Annotated in this window: 15 protein-coding genes and 1 rRNA gene; 6 read left to right on the top strand and 10 right to left on the bottom strand. The window is 63.2% G+C overall.

Annotation, left to right across the window (positions count from 1 at the left end; all coding sequences use genetic code 11):
* Positions 1 to 248: 248 nt before the first annotated feature.
* Positions 249 to 357 (top strand): 5S ribosomal RNA (rrf, locus tag ACYOEI_RS12960).
* Between the two features lie 255 nt (positions 358 to 612).
* Positions 613 to 1,581 (top strand): Gfo/Idh/MocA family protein, encoded by a 969-nt coding sequence (locus tag ACYOEI_RS12955; protein WP_462849916.1) that lies wholly within the window; start codon positions 613 to 615, stop codon positions 1,579 to 1,581.
* Between the two features lie 87 nt (positions 1,582 to 1,668).
* On the opposite strand, the gene ACYOEI_RS12950 is transcribed toward ACYOEI_RS12955, so the two are convergent.
* The 7 genes from ACYOEI_RS12950 to ACYOEI_RS12920 all read right to left on the bottom strand — a co-directional run bounded on the left by ACYOEI_RS12950 (position 1,669) and on the right by ACYOEI_RS12920 (position 8,026).
* Positions 1,669 to 2,544: an EF-hand domain-containing protein gene (locus ACYOEI_RS12950; protein WP_462849915.1), complete on the bottom strand. Its 876-nt coding sequence runs from the start codon at positions 2,542 to 2,544 to the stop codon at positions 1,669 to 1,671.
* 370 nt (positions 2,545 to 2,914) lie between these two features.
* Positions 2,915 to 3,313: a YraN family protein gene (locus ACYOEI_RS12945; protein WP_462849914.1), complete on the bottom strand. Its 399-nt coding sequence runs from the start codon at positions 3,311 to 3,313 to the stop codon at positions 2,915 to 2,917.
* A gap of 37 nt (positions 3,314 to 3,350) precedes the next feature.
* Positions 3,351 to 3,602, bottom strand: a complete 252-nt coding sequence (locus ACYOEI_RS12940; protein WP_462849913.1) for a hypothetical protein — start codon at positions 3,600 to 3,602, stop codon at positions 3,351 to 3,353.
* Positions 3,603 to 3,727: 125 nt separating this feature from the next.
* The gene (locus ACYOEI_RS12935) at positions 3,728 to 5,263 is read right to left on the bottom strand and encodes an MFS transporter (RefSeq protein WP_462849912.1); all 1,536 of its coding nucleotides are present in this window, start codon (positions 5,261 to 5,263) and stop codon (positions 3,728 to 3,730) included.
* Positions 5,264 to 5,498: 235 nt separating this feature from the next.
* Positions 5,499 to 6,116, bottom strand: coding sequence for a carboxypeptidase-like regulatory domain-containing protein (locus ACYOEI_RS12930; protein ID WP_462849911.1), 618 nt, complete (start codon positions 6,114 to 6,116; stop codon positions 5,499 to 5,501).
* 42 nt (positions 6,117 to 6,158) lie between these two features.
* Positions 6,159 to 6,641, bottom strand: coding sequence for a carboxypeptidase-like regulatory domain-containing protein (locus tag ACYOEI_RS12925; protein WP_462849910.1), 483 nt, complete (start codon positions 6,639 to 6,641; stop codon positions 6,159 to 6,161).
* A 344-nt stretch (positions 6,642 to 6,985) separates the two neighbouring features.
* Entirely contained in the window at positions 6,986 to 8,026 is a 1,041-nt protein-coding gene (locus tag ACYOEI_RS12920) for a DUF1559 domain-containing protein (protein WP_462849909.1), read from the bottom strand.
* Between the two features lie 1,519 nt (positions 8,027 to 9,545).
* Here ACYOEI_RS12920 and ACYOEI_RS12915 point away from each other — a divergent pair.
* The 4 genes from ACYOEI_RS12915 to ACYOEI_RS12900 all read left to right on the top strand — a co-directional run bounded on the left by ACYOEI_RS12915 (position 9,546) and on the right by ACYOEI_RS12900 (position 18,880).
* Positions 9,546 to 12,905: an AsmA family protein gene (locus ACYOEI_RS12915; protein ID WP_462849908.1), complete on the top strand. Its 3,360-nt coding sequence runs from the start codon at positions 9,546 to 9,548 to the stop codon at positions 12,903 to 12,905.
* A gap of 287 nt (positions 12,906 to 13,192) precedes the next feature.
* Positions 13,193 to 14,830 carry a sigma-70 family RNA polymerase sigma factor gene (locus ACYOEI_RS12910; RefSeq protein ID WP_462849907.1) on the top strand — a complete coding sequence of 546 codons (1,638 nt, stop codon included), beginning with the start codon at positions 13,193 to 13,195 and terminating at the stop codon, positions 14,828 to 14,830.
* Between the two features lie 301 nt (positions 14,831 to 15,131).
* Positions 15,132 to 17,279, top strand: a complete 2,148-nt coding sequence (locus tag ACYOEI_RS12905) for a carboxypeptidase regulatory-like domain-containing protein (protein ID WP_462849906.1) — start codon at positions 15,132 to 15,134, stop codon at positions 17,277 to 17,279.
* Between the two features lie 290 nt (positions 17,280 to 17,569).
* On the top strand, positions 17,570 to 18,880 hold the full coding sequence (locus tag ACYOEI_RS12900) for an MFS transporter (RefSeq protein ID WP_462849905.1): 1,311 nt from the start codon (positions 17,570 to 17,572) through the stop codon (positions 18,878 to 18,880).
* Between the two features lie 42 nt (positions 18,881 to 18,922).
* Here ACYOEI_RS12900 and ACYOEI_RS12895 read toward each other — a convergent pair whose 3' ends face one another.
* From ACYOEI_RS12895 to ACYOEI_RS12885, 3 genes are all read right to left on the bottom strand, one after another.
* Positions 18,923 to 19,249 (bottom strand): hypothetical protein, encoded by a 327-nt coding sequence (locus tag ACYOEI_RS12895; RefSeq protein WP_462849904.1) that lies wholly within the window; start codon positions 19,247 to 19,249, stop codon positions 18,923 to 18,925.
* A gap of 70 nt (positions 19,250 to 19,319) precedes the next feature.
* Positions 19,320 to 20,156 (bottom strand): YheT family hydrolase, encoded by an 837-nt coding sequence (locus ACYOEI_RS12890; protein WP_462849903.1) that lies wholly within the window; start codon positions 20,154 to 20,156, stop codon positions 19,320 to 19,322.
* A 364-nt stretch (positions 20,157 to 20,520) separates the two neighbouring features.
* Positions 20,521 to 20,931, bottom strand: a complete 411-nt coding sequence (locus tag ACYOEI_RS12885; RefSeq protein ID WP_462849902.1) for an RrF2 family transcriptional regulator — start codon at positions 20,929 to 20,931, stop codon at positions 20,521 to 20,523.
* Between the last annotated feature and the right edge of the window lie 34 nt (positions 20,932 to 20,965).

Genomic DNA, 20,965 nt, shown 5'->3' with positions numbered 1-20,965 from the left:
GCTTGACCACCCCGATCCGTCCGCCGCCGATCTCCCCCAAGGAGTCGGCGACGCACGAATCCCAATCGGGGTCACCATATCCCGACTCTCCGCATGAGTCGCGATCCTGTTCCGAAACGGGATCCACGCCGTGCGACGATCGGATCGGTGCCACGCCCCAAGCCCACAGGCTGCGACCATGAGATTTGCGTGACCGTCCACCGTTTGAAACCTCGGCCGTCCCGGCCTGACCGCCGGGCGGCCGGATTTCCGGCGACCATACTGGCGGGGTCCCACCCGTTCCCATCCCGAACACGGCCGTTAAGCCCGCCAGGCCCATGATAGTGCCTTTGGCGCGAAAGTCGGTTATCGCCGGAATCTTCCACGAACACCCCCGTGACTCATCCGAGTCATGGGGGTGTTTTTTTGCGCGCATTGAGTGCGAAGGGGAGTCTCTTCCCCCAGAGTCACAAAGTCAGGATGTCGACCAAGAAAGAAAGTCTCATGTTTTCTGATATCCTTTGTGTCTTTGTGCCTTTGCGGTGAATACACCCCTCTTGCTCTTTGTATCAGGTTTGGTGAACCTGGATTCGAGGTGTAATCGCATCGTCAAGGACAGGAGTTCCACTCTCCATGGCAGCCGAACCGAAGCTTCGTTGGGGGATCCTCGGATGTGCCCGGATTTCTCGGAGAGGATTGATTCCCGGGATTCGAGAGTCTCAACTGGGGACGCTCCAGGCGATCGCGAGTCGTGACAGCGAAACGGCCACGGCGTGGGCAGCCGAGTTTGGGATTCCGAGGTCCTACGGGCGTTACCAGGAACTTCTCGACGACCCCAAGGTGGACGCCGTTTACATCCCATTGCCGAACGAGATGCATCGGGCGTGGGTCTTTGCCGCAGCGGATGCCGGTAAGCACGTCCTCTGCGAGAAGCCCCTCTCACTGGACGTCGCCGAAGCGAAGGCGATGGTTGCCCACTGTCGAGAACGCAACGTCTTGCTGATGGAAGCGTTCATGTGGCGACACCAGCCGAGGACCGCTGCCGTCCGGAGGATGGTCGCCGGCGGGTCGATTGGGGAGTTGCGTCTGATCCGTTCCTCGTTCTCCTTCCCGATCGAGCCGAACGACTGGCGGCTTGACCGGACGCGAGGGGGAGGGGCTCTTTGGGACGTCGGCTGTTATGGGTTGAGCACGGCCCGGTTGTTCGCCGGGGCCGAGCCGAAATCGATCCGGTCGGTCGCCAGGTTCGGACCGACGGGTGTCGACATGTCCCTTTCGTGTGTCATGACCTTCCCGAACGGCATCATCGGTGAGTTCGATTGCAGCTTCGAACAACCGTTCCGGTGCTCCTACGAGTTGGTCGGGACCAAAGGGGTGATCGAGGTCCCCGACGCCTATCTCCCGCCAGCCAATCCTCTGGCTCGCATGCGGACGGCCGAGTTGACCGGCGAGATCCGGAGTGAAGGGACAAATCAGTATTCCGAAATGGTCGATGCGTTCGCCGAAGGGGTCAAGAAGGCAAAGCTTGTCGACCCGGCCGAGGATGGCCTGGCCCAGATGACCGCCCTCGAGTCGGTGATCGTCGCGGCGCGTTCTTCCTGAACGGTCCAGAATGAAGAAAACCTCGCCGCGGAGAAGACTCCACGGCGAGGTTGACGCCATCCTTCGTGTTTTTGTCGGGAGGGACCGTTACCGAGCGGGCTGGGCCGGTCGGACGGGGGCGGTGATCGTCGGGATCGGCGCGACCTCTTCGGGGGACTTGCCGGAGCGGATCAAGTTCCTCGGGGAGTTGGCCGGCTCGGGGACCTGGAGCATCTGGATCTGATTCGCGACGATCCGTTGGGCGGACTGGGCTTCCTGCTCGGAGATCTGTCCGTCGCCATTCGCGTCGAGGACGTTGAATACGGCGTTCGCCGGGCCGACGATGGCTTTGTCGTACTCGGCCTGGCTCAACTGGCCATTGCCGTCGGCGTCGGCCGCACGGAAGGTCGCCTGGGCCACGCTCCGGATCAGGCCTGTCACGGCCGCATTGACTTCCATCGGGCTCATCTGGCCGTCACGGTTGGTGTCCGCGGCGGCGTAGACCCCCTGGACGCTTGTCTGGACGAGTTGTCGGAGCTCATTCGCCTGAATCTGACCGTCGTTATTCGAGTCGAGCAGGCTCATCGCCCCCTGGGCGACGTTCGCTGTCGCGGCATTGGCCTGCGCGGGATTCGCCGCCTTGGCCTTCTGGACGACGAACTTCAGGATCGGCTTCTGTGCCAGGACCGAGTCGCGAGCCTGGGTGAGCTCCTCTTTCGAGAGGACACCATCGCCGTTCGCGTCCGCCCGGAAGAAGACGCCGCCGACGAGGAGGTTCCCCGCGTCGGTCGCTTCCTTCTGGGAGACCTGTCCATCATTGTTTTCATCAGCAAGCTTAAAGACCATCTTCCCCGTGTCTTGCAAGTCTTGCAGGCTGTCGATGGGACCCGGGATATCCTTCTGCGCGTCGTCCGAGCGGGCAGGGGCCGCAAACAAGCCCGTCGCCAAAGCACCGATGCCCAACAAGCCCATAATCCTGATCATCTGAAAGCCTCCTTGATCGCTACTCCGAAGAGCGACCGAATCCAGGCGACCCGATCCGCCAAACGCCTTTGGACGGGCCGCCGTTGATGTCGTCGACGAGGTGTAATGCAAGCGAAGTGCCAGTACGGTCGGTTTCGCTCCTCCGACGGAAAAAGCCCTTGGAAGCCTTGCCCTGCTTGCCCTTCCTTTCCAATTCGTCAGTATTGGCGACTATATCAATATTTATGAAATATTAACGCGCAGTGTCGCGAATCTCGCCGCGCAGTCGATTTCCAGCCCGTGGGATCCTCGACGAAGGACGGCACGATCGGACTTCGGAGGTAAGTTGGGAAGGGGAGCGAATGGGAGAGTCGGGTGGGAAGGGTCGAGGCTATCGGAAGAGCTGACCTCGGCCGACCGCATCGAAGGCATTCGCGAAGTGGTCGATGGAAGGGGTTCGAGAACCCTCGGGCCAGACGATGGCGACGACGTCGAACCGGGAACGTTGTTCGAGGAGGTCGTATTCCTTGAGGAACTGGAGGGCGGCGAGGGTCAGCCTCCGCTGTTTCTCCGGGGTGACGGCCTCGGCAGGCTCGCCGTGGCGGCGTGCCTTGACCTCGACGAAGACCAGGGTATCACCGTCGCGGGCGATGAGGTCGACCTCGCCCAAGGGGGTGCGATAGCCTTGGAGCAGGATCCGAAATCCCTTGCGGCGGAGGAATCGGGCGGCCTCGCGTTCGCCTTGGCCGCCGAAGATCCGACTGAGGATTGCTCGTAGGCGAGGATTCATGGGACCGGGCCGATCCGAAGGACGAAGAATCTCGGCTCTAGTTTATCCCGAGGTCACGTTCGATCTCGCGCCCCTCGTCACTCATGCCCCCGGGCAATCGTGTGGATTTGAAGAAACCGCGAGGAGCCTCCGACTTGATCTTACCCGGCTTGGATTCCTCGTCGGACTCGTCGTCGGACGCCGAGTCGTGCGACTCCGACCGCGTTTCGTGACGCAGGAGGTCGCAGCCACCGAGGGCCGTACATGCGTAGAGCATCGCCAGGCCAAGCCTGAAGTTTCGTAGCTTCATCGCGACACCACCTTATGCGCGGACTCGCTTGGTCCGGATCATTCGGATCGAAACCCTTGGGACGGGTTGGGGGCGAATGCCTCCGCGAAATGCGCGGGGATGATGACAGAAATGCGAAGGAGCGTCTAGATCGATCTCGACTCCTCACGATCCTTACCCCACCCCAGGATCAGGGCGGCCGTCCCGATGCACGGCAAGAAGCCGACGATCAAGAATGGTATCGCGAAACTCCCCGTTTCATCCTTCAACTTCCCGGCGAGCGGGAGGAACCCGGCCGCGAACAGATTCCCGAGCCCGCCGAGGATCCCCACGACTAGCCCCGTGTGCTTCGAAGAGACCTCCTGGACGAAGGCGAAGTAGTTCGCCATATAGGCCGCGATTCCCAAGGCCGCGATGCTGATCAGGAGGATGACGGTCAAGTCGCTCCGGATCGACCCGACGAGGGCAAGCCCCGTGATGAGGACGGTGCAAGTGGCCATGACCAGCTTGCGGGCCCCCGCGGGCGACCATCCGCGACGGGCGAAGGCCCTCGAGCATGCACCTCCGCCGAGATTGCCGAAGTCCGCCGCCAAGAATGGGATGGCACTGAGTAGGCCGCTGGCGAGGTACTTGAGGTCAACTCGTGCGGGCAGGACTCCGGACGCCTGGCGGAGCAGCTCGACGAAACCGCCGAGCGTCCGATCTTCCTTGAGGTAGGACGGGAGCCAGTTCACGAGGTAATGCCAGCAAACGTTAATCGATACCGACACGGCGACCATGATCCAAAACCGGCGGAGCCGGACGACCTCGCTCAGGCTCTCGGCCCAGTCGCTCCCCTTCAACGACTGGGGCGGGAGGGCCAGCGTGATCAACAAGAGCCCGACCATGAGCGACGCGATCGCCCACCAGAGTGCGGCCAGCCCGAAAAGGAGCCCCGAGAGGGCGACCAGGATCGAAAACGCCGCGACCCCTCCGTACGCGGCACGAGCCAGGCTCGAGAGGCCTCCCGATGTTGTCTCGAATGCGTCGTCCGACACCGGGGATGCCGAGGCTCGTCCGGCGAGGAGGGAGAAGCGACTCCCTCTCATGAGCCAGAGCCACACGGCGACCCAGACGAAGCCAAGGGCCCCGATGGCCACGAAGGAGGTCCGCCAACCGTACCGAGCGGTCAGGACGGGGACCAAGAGAGGCGTTACCACGGCGCCCACCGCCGCGCCGGAGTTGAAGATCCCGTTCCCAAGCCCTCGGTCCGCAGGGGGGAGGATTTTGGCCGTCGTCCTCAAGGCGCAAGGCCAGTTGAAGGACTCGCCGACCCCGAGCAAGGCGCGAAAGATCATGAGAACCGCCAGAGTCGGCGCCAAAACCGAGGCCATGCCGGCTAGCGACCACCACGCCACGGCCCCCGCGTACACCCAGCGGACGTCCCAGCGATCGACCAGATACCCGGCGGGGACCTGGAAGAGTGCATAGGTCAGCGCAAACGCGGCCATGACCCAACCGAAATCGAGGTTGGAGAGCGAAAACTCGCTCTTCAATTGCGGCCCGACCAGCGCCAGGGCTTGTCGATCCATGTAGTTGAGCACGGTCGACGCGAACATGAGCCAGCAGATCCCCCACGCCCAAGCATCCGACCTGGGTGGGACCACCGCCGAGTCGTCGGCCGACATCTCGATCCGGGCCACGGCAAACCTCCGAGGAGCATCGCAATCAGCAAAGGACGCCAAGCCCTGGCCCTGCGGGCCGTATCAACGCCGTGGCGAGGCCCTAAGAGTGCCAGAACCAACGGTCCGTCGCAATCGTCAAGAAACAGGGCCCCTGAGCCTCGTTCTCCATTTGGAGAGTCGAGTTTCAAGGGCCGGTCATGGCTACGGAGTCGACAGGAAATCGGCGTTGACGAAGGGCTTTCGCGCGTCGAGATCAAGGGGCCTTCGGTTTCGCCGGGTCGGCGGGAGGTGTCGGGGCTGAGGCCTTCGTCTCGGCGGGGATCGGTGGGACCGTCGCGGGTTCCTCGCCACCCTTGGCGGTGGATGCGGGGGGCGCGGGGGCCGGCGGGGGAAGGAGCGGATCCTTGATCTCGAAATTGATCGTCCCACCTTGGGTGGAGACGGTCGCCGTCTGCTTGGTCCTACCGAGGTCGCTCCATTCCGGGCCCAGTCGTTCCTTGGCCAAGGTCATTCCATAAGGCTTTGCGAGCCCCGAGCGAGGGCCAAGACCGTAGATCGTGCCGTCGGGGCCCTCCAAGTAGCTGATCGCCACCTTGTACTTCCCGGCGGCGACGCCGGTCTCTCCCATGTACGAGAGCTCATAGTCCCCGTCGGAGTCGGTCTCCCCCACGGCCGTCGTGCCGAACTCATCGGTCTGGAGGAAGGTCACGACCGCATTCACGAGCGGCTTCCCTTCCACGGTAACCTTGCCGGTGACGGGTTTGAGCTCCGGAGGTGGCGGCGGATCGGAGTCCTGCCGGCATCCGCCGAATGAAGCCAACCCGCAACCGAGGGTGAGGAGCATCAGGGTCCGCAATCGCTTCGAGGCCATTCTCCCTCCAACGTGTTCGGAGCCGGTGACGAATCGGCACAATCACTTCGAGCCCTTCTTGCCCTTCGACTTGAAGTCGAGCGCAAAATCCTTCGCGCCGCCGGCGGGAACATCGATCTCCTTCTCGAGCTTCTGCGGAGGAATGGTCTCCTTGACCATACCCATGAGTTTCTTTTCGAACGATGCCTTGGCGAAAACGTCCGGGACCTTCTTCGCCTTCGACTCGATCTCTTCGGTCTTGCTGAGCATGACCTTGTATTTCCCGGGAGAGAGGCCGGCCCTTCCGTTATAGGTCATGCTGAAATTTCCCTCGGGCCCGGTGACATCGGTGCCGGCGGTGCTGACCGAATTGCCCATGGCCGGGACGAACGAAAGGGTCGCGCCCTCGAGCGGCTTGCCGTCCAAGGTCACGGTGCCGGCCGCGGGCACCAGGGTGATCCCGTCACCACAACCCGAGCCGATCATCCCCAGAGGGATTGCTGCGAGGCAGAAAAAGGTATATCGAATCGATGATGGCGTGGTCATGCTTGACTCCTCGACGTCAATTCCCTAGCCCAATTCGATCGCGGGGCACTCTCGCGGAATGCCCGCTCCTCCGCGCGGTCGAGGCGTCCGACACGAGACGCTCTCGTTGCGGAGCTGAGGAGTTCCGGGACGAGTCGTGAGAGCCACCGAGGCCCCTCGACGGCACAGGTCAATCCGTCGGGGACCTGGTGGCTCTCGCGACTGTCATCGACACGGTGTCGGGCCGAGAGCCCGGGGATCAACCGCGAAAGCTAGAGCTCGCCTTAAAATGCGGATTCGGTCAAATCGTCCCCGAGAATTCCTCGGGGACGAGCCGAGCGGACCACATCACGGGCGATCCCTAGTTACAATGCGTCGGCGCTGATGATCTCGCCCGACTGGATCGTCTGCAAGGAGTACCACGTATAGGGGTTGATGGTGTTCTTGATGAATCGAACGCTGCCGTCGCCCATGCAGAGATTCACCCCGCCGGGATGGAGGCTCGACATGACCCAGGCGTAGGAGCCCTTGCTGTATCGCTCGCAGTTCTGTGTACCGTCGCGGTTGCCCCAGGCCGCGTTGGGGACGGACGCGGGGGCGGAGGTCGACGTCGGGGGCCAAACGACCAGGTGGGTCGAGGTGTGCCCGCCCGAACCCCAGTAGGGCCCGAAGTACCAGAAGTCGGCGCACCAGTTGATGGTCATGTGATCCTTCTCACCGATCATGGCCGTGTTGGACAGGCCGTCGGTGACGTCGCGGAAGGACGTCGATGCGTCGGTGAAGAACATCGCACGATCGGCGGGGAGGGTCGGAGTGGTCGGGGTGATGCAGTTGTACTCGGTATACTGGCCAGTCGTGGTCCCATAGTTCCCGCGCCGGGCGTTCTCCAGCGAGTACGGGCCGGTGGAGGTCGTCGCGTAGTTCTCAACGGTCGGGACCTGGTCCGACGGGCACCAGTATGCCGACACGAGCGATCCCACGACGGTGGTGTTCACCCAGGCCGAGCCTGCGAGGACCGCAACCCCGGTGGGGCCGCTTCCGCCACCCCAGGCGTCGTTCGAGGACGTCTGTGAGAAGTTGTAGGAATTCAGGAGGGCGGTCTGCTCCACGTAGCCCAAGATCATGGTGAACGCGGTGGTGTTGAGGATCGTCCCGTTGGTGTTCGAGCCGGAGACATAGGCGCTCGTGCAGCTACCCGAGCGGATCTTCGGCGGTGGGAGCGCGTCATTGGTGGAGGCGTAGTTGTGCAGCGCCAGGCCAATTTGCTTGAGGTTGTTGACGCACTGGGCGCGTCGGGCTGCCTCGCGGGCGGCTTGAACCGCGGGAAGGAGCAGGGCGATGAGGACGGCGATGATCGCGATGACCACCAACAGTTCGATGAGCGTGAATCCGCGGCGTAGGCGCATGAACGGACTCCTTGGTTGGAGGCGACCGAAAGAGGCGACACCGAACAGGGGTGTCGCGAGGACCACGGGACGTTCTACGGACGGACTCCGATCGCCCCGGCGCCCGTCGTACGGGTGCCGGTTCGAGGGTTCACCTCGACGACGGAGCGTCACCAATCAACGGACGAGTCAACAGCCCTAAAAGATCATCGTACGAACATTCGCAAAATGACTTTTCTGACGCCGACCGGGGCCGACGCGACGGTTCTCCACACCAACGGGCGCGGCCGCCCTATCGAGGGATGCCGAACCCGACGGTGATCGCACCTCGGGAAGAGCTCATGCTCATGTTGTACGAGACCAACACACTGACCCTAAGCGGGGAAACGGAAGGAAGCCGACGTTCAACGATCAATTCAGCCGGTCGAACGGTTCAAGGAAACGTACCAACGGCAGCAGTCGTCTCACGCAACTAGGACGCAAGGCGAGGGAGAGGAAGGTTGTCCGGAAGGCGACAATCGCCTCTCAGGACGTGATAACAGGGAGAGGAACCAACTCTTCACGGACTTTATAAAAAGACTGGGTTCGCGGATCAACCAAAAATTAAACAGAATCTGAGATCTTCGGCCAACGATCCAGGTTCCATGCACATGGCTGATGTTGTCGACGCCCCGTTGCTTGCACGAGAATCGGGCACGGGAGACCAAGGTCGTGGCAATCCGGATCCTAGCTCGAGACGATTCCCGCCGCGAGTTCTGCCTCGAATCGCCCTGCACACACTCGCTAATCTCACCGGAATCGCGGAAGCCAAGCGAGATATCCACAACATAACATGGGGATTTCCCTTGCTCGGGTATCTGATGGATTCGAGCTTGAGCCAACGACATACGGTCCATGAGCGCAGACCCAACTTCGCAGGGAACGACCTCCGATATCGAGACGTCGACGTTGGTAAGCGATTGGCATGCCAACGAGCAGGAGACGTTCACTTGAACCGGAATGCCCAGGACTGAGCACTCAAAGCCACGATTGAGCCATCGGGGTCAAGTTCGTCGACTCGAGCGGTTAATCACCCGCCAGACCCGGCTCGTTACGAATAGACATTCTGGCGATTTGGCATCTTCTCACGAACAAGTCAGCGATGTTCAACGCGAGGCTGTGCCCCTTTTCTTAACAATTCCTCCTCGCCTAATCGCGGCGATGAAGGACTATTCCGGCCCATCGGCAACGTCTGTGCAAACCCCGACTTCCACCAGAGTCGAGGGTTTTGTCGGCAACTCGACGTCGGTATACGATCTGCAGGTGGTGAGAACTGAGAATCGAGGCATCTTGGCCGTGCTGATCTCCAGGGAGGATTGCCAGCTGACATCCTCCGAGCGGCCGCTGCGTGGACGCCCCTCGGGATCTCGAGGGGTCTGTAGAGGACTGGTTGAGGAGGGGAGGGGCGGCATAAGATGAACGATCGTAACCCAGGCGATCCACCTTCCTCGTCGACCTCGGGGGAGCGGCGGTCGCGAGTCCGAAGGGGGTCCCTCGCATCATGGCAACTTCGAGCCCGCCCCCGAGACGGCGACGCGTTTGGTGGAAGATTACCGCCGGCTTGCTTGCGGTCCTCCTCGCGGGAGTCGCCGCAATCCCCTGGTTGCTGGGTACCCTGTCCGCGCGAGAGTGGCTCATCAGTCGGGCCAATCGGGCGATGACCCCCGGCGGGTTCGAATTCTCGACGATCCGGTTCTCCTGGCTCGGCCCGACACGTCTCACTGGGTTCGTGCTCCGAGACGCTCAGGGGGACCGGGTTGTCGATGCCTCGACGGCCACCTGGGATCGGAACCTCCGCCAGATCCTCTTCGATCGGCCCCGATACGGGACCCTGACCCTCGACCGGGCGGTGCTCGACGTCGAGCGTCGAGCGGACGGCACGGTTGACCTGTACGAGACGATCAAACCCCTCCTTGGGCTGAACCGGGAAACGAGCTTGCGAATCCTCGTCCGCCAGGGACGACTTCGATATCGCGACTCGAGCCAAACGACTCCGGTAACGGCCGAGCAAGCCGACCTCGCCGTCGAGATTCAATCATCCCCCTCTCCGATCACGTGGGACATCCGGCTTGAGAAGCCTGGGATCCCCACGTCAACCCTCGAGCTCCGGGGCGACTACAACCGCTGGAAGGGAACCGCGGGTCGGCCGGCCGACCTCACGGTTCAGTTGCGGGGCATGCGCTGGCCTTGGACGGTCTCGGGTCCCGGACTCGAGACCTCGGGGCGATTCGGTGGGCGGATCTCGGCGAAGCGCCGAAACGGCGAGTGGAACCTCGATGGCCGTGCCGACATCGACGATCTCGGTGCCCGCGGTCCCACCTTGGCAGGCGATAATCTCAAACTCGAACGGGTGGCGGCGACGTGGGACCTCGCCGGACGGCCGGGATCCTGGCAAGTCCGCAACCTCGAGTTGACCTCGCCGATTGGAAATCTGAAGGCCGCCGGGACCTTGCAGGGCACTCGCGAGGACCTGGCCCTGATCGAAGGGAATCTCGACCTCGCCGCCCTCGCCCGGCAGATTCCTCGAGCGCTCCACCTCCGCGAGGGAATCTCCGTCGATCGAGGCGAGGCGAAGCTCCGGATTGAGTCGCGAGCCGCAGACGACGGACAGGCCTGGAATGTCCAGGCGCATATCTCCGACCTGGAGGCCCACGATGGTGGTCGTCCGTTGACGCTCCGCGAGCCAGCCACGCTGTCGGCGCGGATCCTCCGGCGGGCCAGCGAGATTAAAGTCGAGGAGCTGGCGTTGCGGACTTCGTTCCTGGATCTCAAGGCCAAGGGCGACGTCGATCATGGGGTCGGCTGGTCGGGGACGTTCGAGCTCGGCGGTCTCCAGCGCGAGCTGAAGAGCCTGGTCGAGTTCGGGAAGGTCGAACTGGGCGGCAAGGGTGATCTCTCGGGGACGTATCGCCGAACGGCCGGGAGTTTTCAGGGACGTCTCGAGTTCGACGTCGCCAACCTCCAGGTGGCCGGCCTCGCGGACAGGCCTTTCGCCCGAGACTCGGCCCACGCGACGGTGACCGCCGGAGGGACCGCATCCAGCTCCGGACTGCCGGAAACCTGGTCGACCGTGGCGCTGGCCGTCACGAGTGGGGCCTTGTCGGCCGACCTCGCCGCTTCGATGCGGCCGGACTCGACGGCGTTGACCGTGAATATGAAGAGTTCTATCGCGCTCGGCAATCAGACTCGGTTGGCGACGAGTCGACTCGAAGCGCACTCGGAGCCCGACGGTCTCGCCATCGAACGACTCACCCTCGGCCTCGCGTCTGGCGAGGGTGGGAACCCGATGGACGCGATCCAACTCATAAGCCAGGGCCGTTTCGATCGGAAGGCGGGCGAGCTCGTGCTCCTCCCCATATCCAAAGAGGCGTCGGAGGCGTCAGCGATTGCACTCGAGTCGGAAGGCGTGCGGATTTCGGGGATCGGACGGGGCAAGATCGACGCGTCACTGGCACTTGCGGGTGATCTTTCGGCACTGTCTCGCGTCTTCGAGCCGGGCGGCCCATCCCGGGGAACGGCCTTGGCGGGCCGCTGGTCGGCCAGGGCCAACGTCGAGGCACTCGACGACGGGACGACGCTCGCCGGGAAGATCGACCTCCCCCGGAGTACCTGGGGAGCCTCGGAGGGGAATCCGGGCCGACAGGAAGGACCGATCTCATTGACCTGGACGGCGCGTCGGCCCTCGGGTTCCGATCGCCTGGAAGTGAGTGAGGTCGTGTTCGCGAGCCCTTATGCGACGCTCGAAGGCTCGGGTCGGATTGACGAGCTCGGCGGACGTCGCCTCGCCGACCTTCGAGGACGCCTGACTCCCGACTGGAAGGTGATCAACTCCATGCTCGCCGAACGGGTCGAACCCCGAGCCCGCCTCTCGGGCCAGGCGCGGGAGTGGCGACTCCGGGGTACCATGTCGGGCGACTCGTCGGCCGGTCCGGCCGAGCCGATCGAGGGGGACTTCGGGTTCGATCTCGACGACCTGGATATCTACGGCCTGCACGTGGGGAAAACTCCCATTGTCGTTCGATCTCGGCAGGGCCTTTTGAGCATCGACCCGATCGACACGACTCTGAACGGTGGCCGACTCCGGCTTGAGCCCGAAGTGAAGTTTGAAGAGGATGGGCGGACATCTCTCCGTCTCGGTTCGTCGTCGATGATCAAGGACGCCGAGATCAACGACGAGGTCTCCCGTCGATTTCTCTCTTACGTGGCTCCCGTGCTCGATCGCGCGACCCGTGCGCACGGCCGGGTCTCGGTGAATCTCACGGAGGCGGTCTTTCCGCTCGGCGGCGAGTCGAAGGAGACGGCTTCAGTCGAAGGACAGGTCCAGTTCCAGGAGGTCGAGTTTGCGCCCGGCCCGCTCGCCGATCAGCTCCTCGCACTGATCGGTCGTGAGGATCGGCCGACGTTGAAGCTCGACGCGCCGGTTTCTCTCTCGATTGCCGACCGCCGGGTCTATCAACAAGGATTTTCGCTCCCGCTCGGAAAGTTGACGCACGTCGAGCTCGAGGGGTGGGTGGACTTCGACCGCAAGGTCAACCTGACCGCGAGTGTCCCCCTGACCCCGGCGATGGTCGGCAATCGACCGCTGCTGGGTAATGTCCTCGACGGCACGAGGGTCCGCGTCCCGATCCGAGGCACACTCCAAAAACCCGAGATCGACCGCGAGGCTCTGAATCTCGCGCTCAAGGATCTCGGCAAGACACTCCTCGAACGGAGCGCCGTGCAGGGAGCCTCTCAGCTCCTTCAGCGACTCATCCAGGGCCGAGACCCGAACGCCCCGCCTCCGCCAACCGCCGAAGAACGTCGAGCCCGTCGGCAAGAACGTCGCGAGCAGCGGCGTGAGCAACGTCAAAGCTCTCCCTAACCCAGTGTGCTGAGCTCCGACCGCGGCACCTCCGACCTGCTCGACAGGAGCCGTAACCGCGCATTCCAGGCGGTCGGGACAAGCGCTCCCTTGATGCGATCCTTGCATCACGAGTTGAGACATCTCGGGACGAGCCGAAGCCCTTAGCCGGTGCGATCTCCCTCGTTCCGGCGGAGGGGACGTCGCCACGCCGGCCTGTCGTCCGAAGAATTCCGAGATTTTTGCAAGGAACGCTCCCTGAGCCCTGAGTCTTAGGGTAAAGCGACACCGTTTCGAAAGGACGTGGCATGGCTCGAGGGAGATCCGAAGTCGTCGATCAACTCCAAAGGCTCCTCGACGGCGAGGTAGTTTCCGGCCTGGCCGATGGGGATTTGCTCGAACGATTCTGCTCCCGTCGTGACGGGAAGTCCGAGTCGGCATTTTCGGCGCTCGTTGAGCGTCACGGCCCGATGGTCCTCAAGGTCTGCCGGGCGCTCCTCGGGAATTGCCACGACGCCGATGATGCGTTCCAGGCCACGTTCCTCGTACTGGCCCGCAAGGCCGGGACTTTGCGCGAACCGAAGCTCCTGGGCCACTGGCTCTATCGGGTTGCATACCGAGTCTCATTGCAGGGGAAGTCGGAGCGGTCGCGGCGACAGCGTCGCGAGTCGGAGGCGCTCATGTCCGGGACGAGGCCCGAGGAGAACTCCGGAGGGAACGACCCTTCGTCGACGCTTCGCGACGAGATCGAGGTGCTCCACGAGGAGATCGGCCGCCTCCCGGAGAAATACCGCGTGGCCATCGTCCTCTGCGACCTCCAGGGCCATACCCACCAGGAGGCCGCGAGACGTCTGGGACGTTCCGAAGGGACGGTGAGCTCTTGGCTTTCCCGGGCCCGCGAACGTCTCCGAGGTCGTCTGAGCCGACGAGGCCTTGTCTTACCGTCGGGGGCCATGGTCGCGCTCTTGTCTGCAGGGGAGGCGACCGCGATGCCGGCGGCCCTTCTGAACAGGACCGTCAAGTCCTCAATGTTGATCGCCTCGGGGATGGCCGCGGGTGCAGTCTCCCCGGCTGTTTTGGCCCTCTATCAAGGAGCGTTTCACCCCATGCGTTTGGCAAAAATCCTGTGGATCTCGACGGCGGCCCTGTCGGCCGGAGTCGCCGCGACTGGGATCGTGGTCTTCGCCCGGCAAGAAGCCTCTCCGAAGCCCTTGGCGAAATCCGAGGAGGCCACCCCCAAGCAGGCCGACTCGAAGCCTCAGCTGACCGCAACAGAGGATGGCGATGCCGCCCCCGACGGAGCTCGCGAGGCCGAGTTGATCATCCGAAACGCATCCAACCTGCTAGGGATCGCCAAGGGGCTCCACTTGGCCGTCGACGACCAATCGCGCTTCCCGGCCTCGGCGATCTACGCCAAGGATGGGACACCACTTATAAGTTGGCGGGTGGCGATCCTCCCCTTCCTCGGCAAGAAAGCGCTCTACCAGAAATTCCACCGTGACGAACCCTGGGACAGCCCCCATAATAAGGCCCTGCTCCCAGAGATGCCTTCGTTCTACGCCCCGGTTGGCGTCTCGTCGACGAAAGACTACGCAACCTATTATCAAAGCTTCAAAGGTCCAGGAGCCTTTTTCGAAGGTTCCGGACCGATTTCGATCCAACAGATCTCGGACGGGACCGTCAACACCCTGATGGTCGTGGAAGCAGCGAAGTCCGTCCCCTGGACCAAGCCCGAAGACATCGAATACTCCCCCGACAAGCCCGTGCCTGCGCTCGGCCACTCGACCAAGGAGGGCTTCACGGCCGTCACGGCCGACGGGGCTCAGCACTTCTTCCGGAGGCCCCTGGACGAGGAGAGTCTGCGCCGACTCATCACACGCAACGGGGGAGAAGTCCTCGAGTCCGACGACCTCGGCGAGTTCATTCGGACGCCAAGTCGTCCCTGATCCCCCGCAATTCCAATCCACTCGAGCGGCCTCCCCGACCGCACTCCTTGCACTGCCCAAACCTGGGTCGAGGCGCGTTGAGAACCAAAAGGACGCAAGCCCCGTCGGTTCGGGCCGACGAAGCGGCGTGACTGGTCACGCAAGGGTCCTGGAGAACGCGCCAGGATGAGCGTCGACAGTCGTCGTGCGGCCCAGAGGGCCCAGACCAAAGCGAATAAGAATCTCGACGTATTCATAAATTGATTTCCAATCGTGTCGGCCTTCGCGAGAGAAGACCCCCGGTTCGAGAGGATGGAACGCGATGATCCTCAGCAACCCGAATCCCAAGTCTCATCGAGGCCTCGCGGTGACGACGAGCCTGGCCGCCTTGGCCATGGGCTCCATCGTCGCTTGGGGGTCGAATCGGGAGGGGGCCAAGTCCCATGCACCGTCAACCCTCCATCCCGAGCCGACAGTCGCTCCCAGGGCAGACTTTGGGAACAGGAATGAGACTCTGTCGGTCTCGGGACGAGTTCTCGACGCCCAGGGCAAGCCCCTATCCGGAGCGGCCGTCACCCTCGAGAATCTGCGAGCCACGGACCTTGAGGCACCGAAGGTCCGGGCCTTGAGCGACCGGGAGGGTCGGTTTAGGTTCGCGATCGACCCGAGCGAGCTTGTCCGATCGACCACGGAACGCGGCCGAGATGTCGGGCCACTGGTCTCGGTCATCGTCCCCGGGGAAGGGATCGCCTGGAATGACACGTGGGACATGACGGGCCCCGTTGGTATCGAACTCAGGTTCCCCAGCAACGACGTCCCGATCCTCGGTCAAATCGTGGACCTCGAGGGCCGCGCGATCGCCGGTGTCCGGGTACATGTGCTCCAGATCGACGCCCGGCCCGATGGCGATTTGACCCATTGGCTCGAAGAGCTTGCGGGAAGACCCTCGGGCTTTCGCGCCTTCGAAGGGTTCAAATCCACGTTACCTCCAAGCGTTTGTCGCCTCATCCCACCAACGTCGACGGATTCGGAGGGCCGATTTCGCCTGTCGGGCCTCGGTCGTGAGCGTCTGGTCTCACTCGTGATCGAAGGACCGACGATCGAAACGCAGTTGTTGAACGTGATGACCCGACCCGGGAGCGGAGTCAGTTTTCCATTGCCACGATCGGCCGGATCCGGGAACGGGTTGACGTATCCGCATCGCGTCCATTCGTCGGGGTTCCGATTCGCCGCGGCCCCCACATGCGTCGTCGAAGGGGTCGTCCGCGACATTGATTCGGGCCAATCCTTGACCGGGGTCGTGATTCGCGCCGACGTCGAGGACCGGAATGCGTTCCCGAAGCTGGGGCATCCCTGGTTCGACTGGCCCGGAGCGTTTATGAGGGCCACCACGGACGCGAGCGGCCATTATCGCCTCGCGGGGCTTCCCGCGCAAGATCCGGTGACACTTCGTGCCGACCCGGGGGACGACCTTCCCTATCACTCGGCCTCGCGTTCGTTCTCCAATCGGCCGAGCCAAGGGAAGACCGCAGTCGACATCAGCCTCAAGCATGGAGTCCTTGTCCGAGGACAAGCCCTCGACGGGACGACGGGAAGACCCGTGGTGGGTCTCGTCGAGTATGCACCGACGCTTCAAAATGAGAACAACGGTGACACTTCGAGCCGGCAGACCGCTCCCCCTCGCCAAATCGGTCCCGATGGACGATTCTCGGTCGTCGCCCGTTCCGGCCCCGGCGTGGTCGGCGTACGGGCATTCGGAGATCGCTTCGTGACGGCCGACCTTGTCGAGGACGGCCCCAAACGGGCGACGACGCCCTTCCCGCGAGTCGTCGGGGGGATGCGGGCCAATCGATGTCACGCGTTCACCCTGATCAATCCCAAAGTCGGCGTTGACTCGAACACTGACACGCTCGTTCTCACGCCCGGCCGGACGCCGGAGGTCCGTGTCCTCGACCCTGAGGGCCTCTCGCTCTCCGGCGCATCCGTCGGTGGCATGTCGAACGTGGAATACTACCGGGAGGGATGGTGGCAGGCCCGTGAGCGGTCAGCCTTCCTGCTCAGAGGACTGACCACGCGCCATATTCGGGCCATACCCTTCCATCACGAAGCCCGCCGACTTGTCGGTACCCTCGCCGTTAGGGACAACGAGCGTGGTCCTCTGACGGTTCGGCTCCGACCTTGGGGGACTGTGAAGGGGACCCTCATCGGCCGGGATGGCCGCCCGAGTGCGGGGGTTGCCTTGTCGTGCCACGGATTGTGGACCGATGTCCGGGTGGAACGCGTCGACTTCCCGAGAGACGCCACGACCGATCCTCAAGGCCGGTTCGTGCTCGAAGGCTTCGTGCCGGGCGTCGATTATCGCCTTAGGATCGCTAAAGCCAAGTCGCCCGACGCCTCGGTAGGCGACGTGATCCGGCTCCGAGCGGGTGAGTCGAAGGATATCGGTGAGGTTCGCGAGTCGGCGGGCTGAACGCGGCCTCGACGACCGTCCTTGACCAAGGAAAGAGGAGTTCGGAAAGGAAGTCCGCCAACCTACAAACGAGTGCCGAGTGTCTTCAGTTGTTTGTAAGAATGACAAACCCACGCAAGGATTCGCGTATCCCGAGTGTCGTGCGCCGCGACTTTTTCGAGTGCAGGAACTCGACTCCGCGGCCAAAAAGCACGTGATCCCAAATCCCTCGAGTCCCGGCAGCTCGACAGTGGCCTTCCTGATGTCGATACAATCGATCAGGGAGTACGACGAGACACGAGAGGGACGGGATGTACGCGCGAAAGAAGTGGCGCCTATCGGCGATGATGGCGCTCGTTTATGGAGTTCAAGGGGCCTTCTGGCCTCTTCTAGCCGTGCATTTGAGAGATCTCGGGATCGACGGCAGGGGTCGCGGTTGGATCTTTGCCACCCTCGCCTTCGGCTCGTTCGCGATGCCCTTGGGCATCGGGCAGCTCCTCGATCGACTGATGCCGGCCCAGCGGTTCTTAACCCTGGTGTATGCCCTGGGCACGGTGTTCCTCCTCGTCTTCGCCTCGGGCGTCACGACGGAGCCGGCCGCCTTGTTCGGACTCTTCCTGGCCTATTGGCTCCTCACGGCCCCTGCGACGGGGATGAGTAACGCGATCGCGCTTCGGCACCTGGCCCGGCCACTCGAGGAATTCAGCGGCGTGCGGCTCTGGGGGACGATGGGCTGGATGACGATCGGCTGGGTGGTCTCGCTCGTCATGGCCGCCTGCGGGACTTCCGCCGCGGGGCAGGGGACTTATGAGGCGTTCGCCGTCGCAGCCGTCCTCTCGGTGGGACTCGCGGCTTACAGCTTGGTCTTGCCCCATACCCCACCGCTTGCGACCGACAAGGGACGAGGCACGGTGCTTCGGGATGCCCTGGCACTCATCGCCCGACGAGACATCGCGATCTTCCTCGCGACATCCTTCGGCGTTTGCCTCACGACCCCGTTCGTCTACCAGGTCCTGCCCACCTATCTCGAGGCCCGGGGAATGACCCGCGCCTGGATCCCGACGGCGATGACCCTCGGTCAGGTTTCCGAAGTCGCCTGCCTGGCTGCCCTACCGTGGATGTTCGGTCGGTTTAACTACAAAGGGACGCTGGCGTTGGGCATCATCACCTGGGGCCTGCGCTACGCCACCCTGGTCTTCGACCCGCCGCTCTGGGTCACACTTGTGGGCATTCCCCTGCACGGTATCGGAGTGGCCTGTGTCGTCGTCGGCGGGCAAGTCTTCATCGACAGCCGCGCCCCGGAACACCGACGCGCCGGCGCCCAGGCGATCCTCATGGTCCTGACATCAGGGCTGGGATCGCTTTTGGGAAGCGTGATGGCGGGTGAGCTTTCGAGCAGGTTCGGGAACGGTTCGGCCCAGATCTTCCTCGTCCCTTGCCTCATCAATTTGAGCTTGCTCGGCTTCTTTCTGGCGGCGTTCCGACCCCAGCCCGTCCTCACGGCCAGGCCGGGTCTCCGGAACACGCCGAATCCGCCGAGCGAACCGACCCGGAGCGACGGCGGGCGGGTTTGGGAATCCTTGCCAATCGGCAGTCGCGAGCGGCTCACGACGCCCGCGTAACGAGCCACCGGCACAATCACGGCAAACGGAACGTTGCATCGCTCAGGCTTCCTCGGTAGTGCCCTCCTTGGAGGTTTGCCGAGGGAGCTTCTTCGTCCTGGGTCGACGCTTCACGGCCGGCTTGGGCGGGGGTGCCGTGAGCGTTTCGTCGAGGTTCTCCGCCGAGACCTCGAGCTGATTGACCAGCAGGCAGAGGAAGTGGAGCCGAGTCCCCTGGGTCTCTAAGAACTCATTGAAGATGTATCCCCCCTCGATGAGCTCATCGCCCTGATCGATGATCTCCTCGGCCAGGTCGTTGACCAGAGACTCTCGCCCTCGGTGGAGGACCTCGATCGCCGCTCGATATTTGTTAAACAGCGGGTCAGGCATGGTGGATCTTGCCTCCCTGGTGGTTTCTGGCCTCGGCCAGGTCTCAGAGCGGACCGCCAGGTCGGCTTGTTTAGCCGACCCCCCAATGCGTCGCCAGCCAAGTGGCCAGGCGCGCCTCGAGCCAACGGCGATCCCCATCCCAGCGATTACGGCTGAAATAGCCGAGGTGACCACCGTTAGGGATCAATTCTAATGCCAAACCCTCAGGAAACTTGGCAAGACGGAATGGTTCCACGGGAATGAAAGGGTCGTCCTCCGCGTGGACGACCAAGCCGGGGATTTGAATTCGAGACAGGTGCGGACCAGAACTACTCTTCTCGTAGTAGTCATCGGCGCCCTCGAATCCGTTCCGAGGCGCCGTGTAGATGTCATCGAAGTCGTAGAGCGTGCCCGCACGTGACAGATCGATTTCCCCGAGGTCGGGGAAGGCGCCGTGCAACCGGCCGACCTCGGCGTGCAGAAGTCGCACGAAGTTCCGGTCGTAGATTCGATTTTGACGGCGCTGGAGGTGCCGGCAGCAGGCCATCAGGTCGAGCGGAGGGTTCGCGGCGAGGACACAGTCGAGCCCATCCAGTGGAACTGTCGTCGCCTCAGACGCCAGCTTCAAGACGAGATTTGCCCCGAGCGAGAACCCTAGCAACGCGAGCGGGGAACCGGGCACCCGTTGGGTGAGCCAGTCGGAGACTCGACGGAGATCTTCGGTCTGTCCCGCGTGATAGAAGCTCCGCGCGCGACCGAAACCAAGTCCGGCACCACGGAGGTTCATCCGAACGATTCGGATTCCCAACGCGAACAGCCGGGTCGACTGCCGTATGACGTAGGGCGCATCGGCATTACCCGCGAGTCCATGCACGAGGATCGCAACGGGCCTTCCCGGTCGCCAGTCTTCCGGGACGGACTCAAGCACGACGAGGCGATTCTCCTCGTCGATCTCGACCTCATGAATGGTCGATGGGAGATCGATCTTCCGACCGGGAAGGTAGCGGCTAACGATCGTCTGGGCGTGTCCTCCGCGGATCCAAGGATGAGGATCGAATCGCGGGATGAGTGGGCTGACGGGACAACCGGGGACTTGCGACATGCACTCTCGCCTGGCTTGACCAAATCACTTCGTCCGAGAAGACAAGCTCATTGTATCCGGACCAGCCAGGAAGCCGAGAGTTGGTCGTGCGAAGAAGCCGCGTGTTAGAAATCAGAGAGTGGAGCGGGTCGTTGCGAAAGGGCTGAAGGAGCGAAGGAGGCCTACCGCGAGGGCTCCACGTCCGAAGCTCTCATATGACCCAGTCTTGCGGCAGTGTGCGGCTGAGGAGTTGAGCGATGGAGGTCTGATCGAGGATCGCACGCTCGGCCGATCGGAGATTTTCCCAGACCGACGCCAGCACACGCCCGGCAGGATTGCTGGATTCTCGAAACGGTTCCCCGGGACCGTCGATCGCGGAAAGGACTTCACCGAGCGAGATCTGATCCGCACCGCGGGCGAGGCGATACCCGCCCGAGGCTCCTCGAGTGCTGAGGACCAGCCCCGCCCCTTTGAGCTGAATCAGGATCTGGACGAGATATCGCTCGGGGATGGAATGCCCCTCGGCAATCTCCCGGACACGGAGGGGCGCGGCCTCCTGCGATCGCCCGGCCAGGGTAATCAGCGCCAAACACGCGTACTCGGCCTTGGCGGAGATCTTCATCCGAGTCTATCCCCGACGACTCGGCCGGAGTTCC

The sequence above is a fragment of the Singulisphaera rosea genome, from assembly GCF_054877945.1.
Note: the sequence above shows the minus strand (reverse complement) of the source record. Positions and strands in the feature narration are given on the sequence as shown.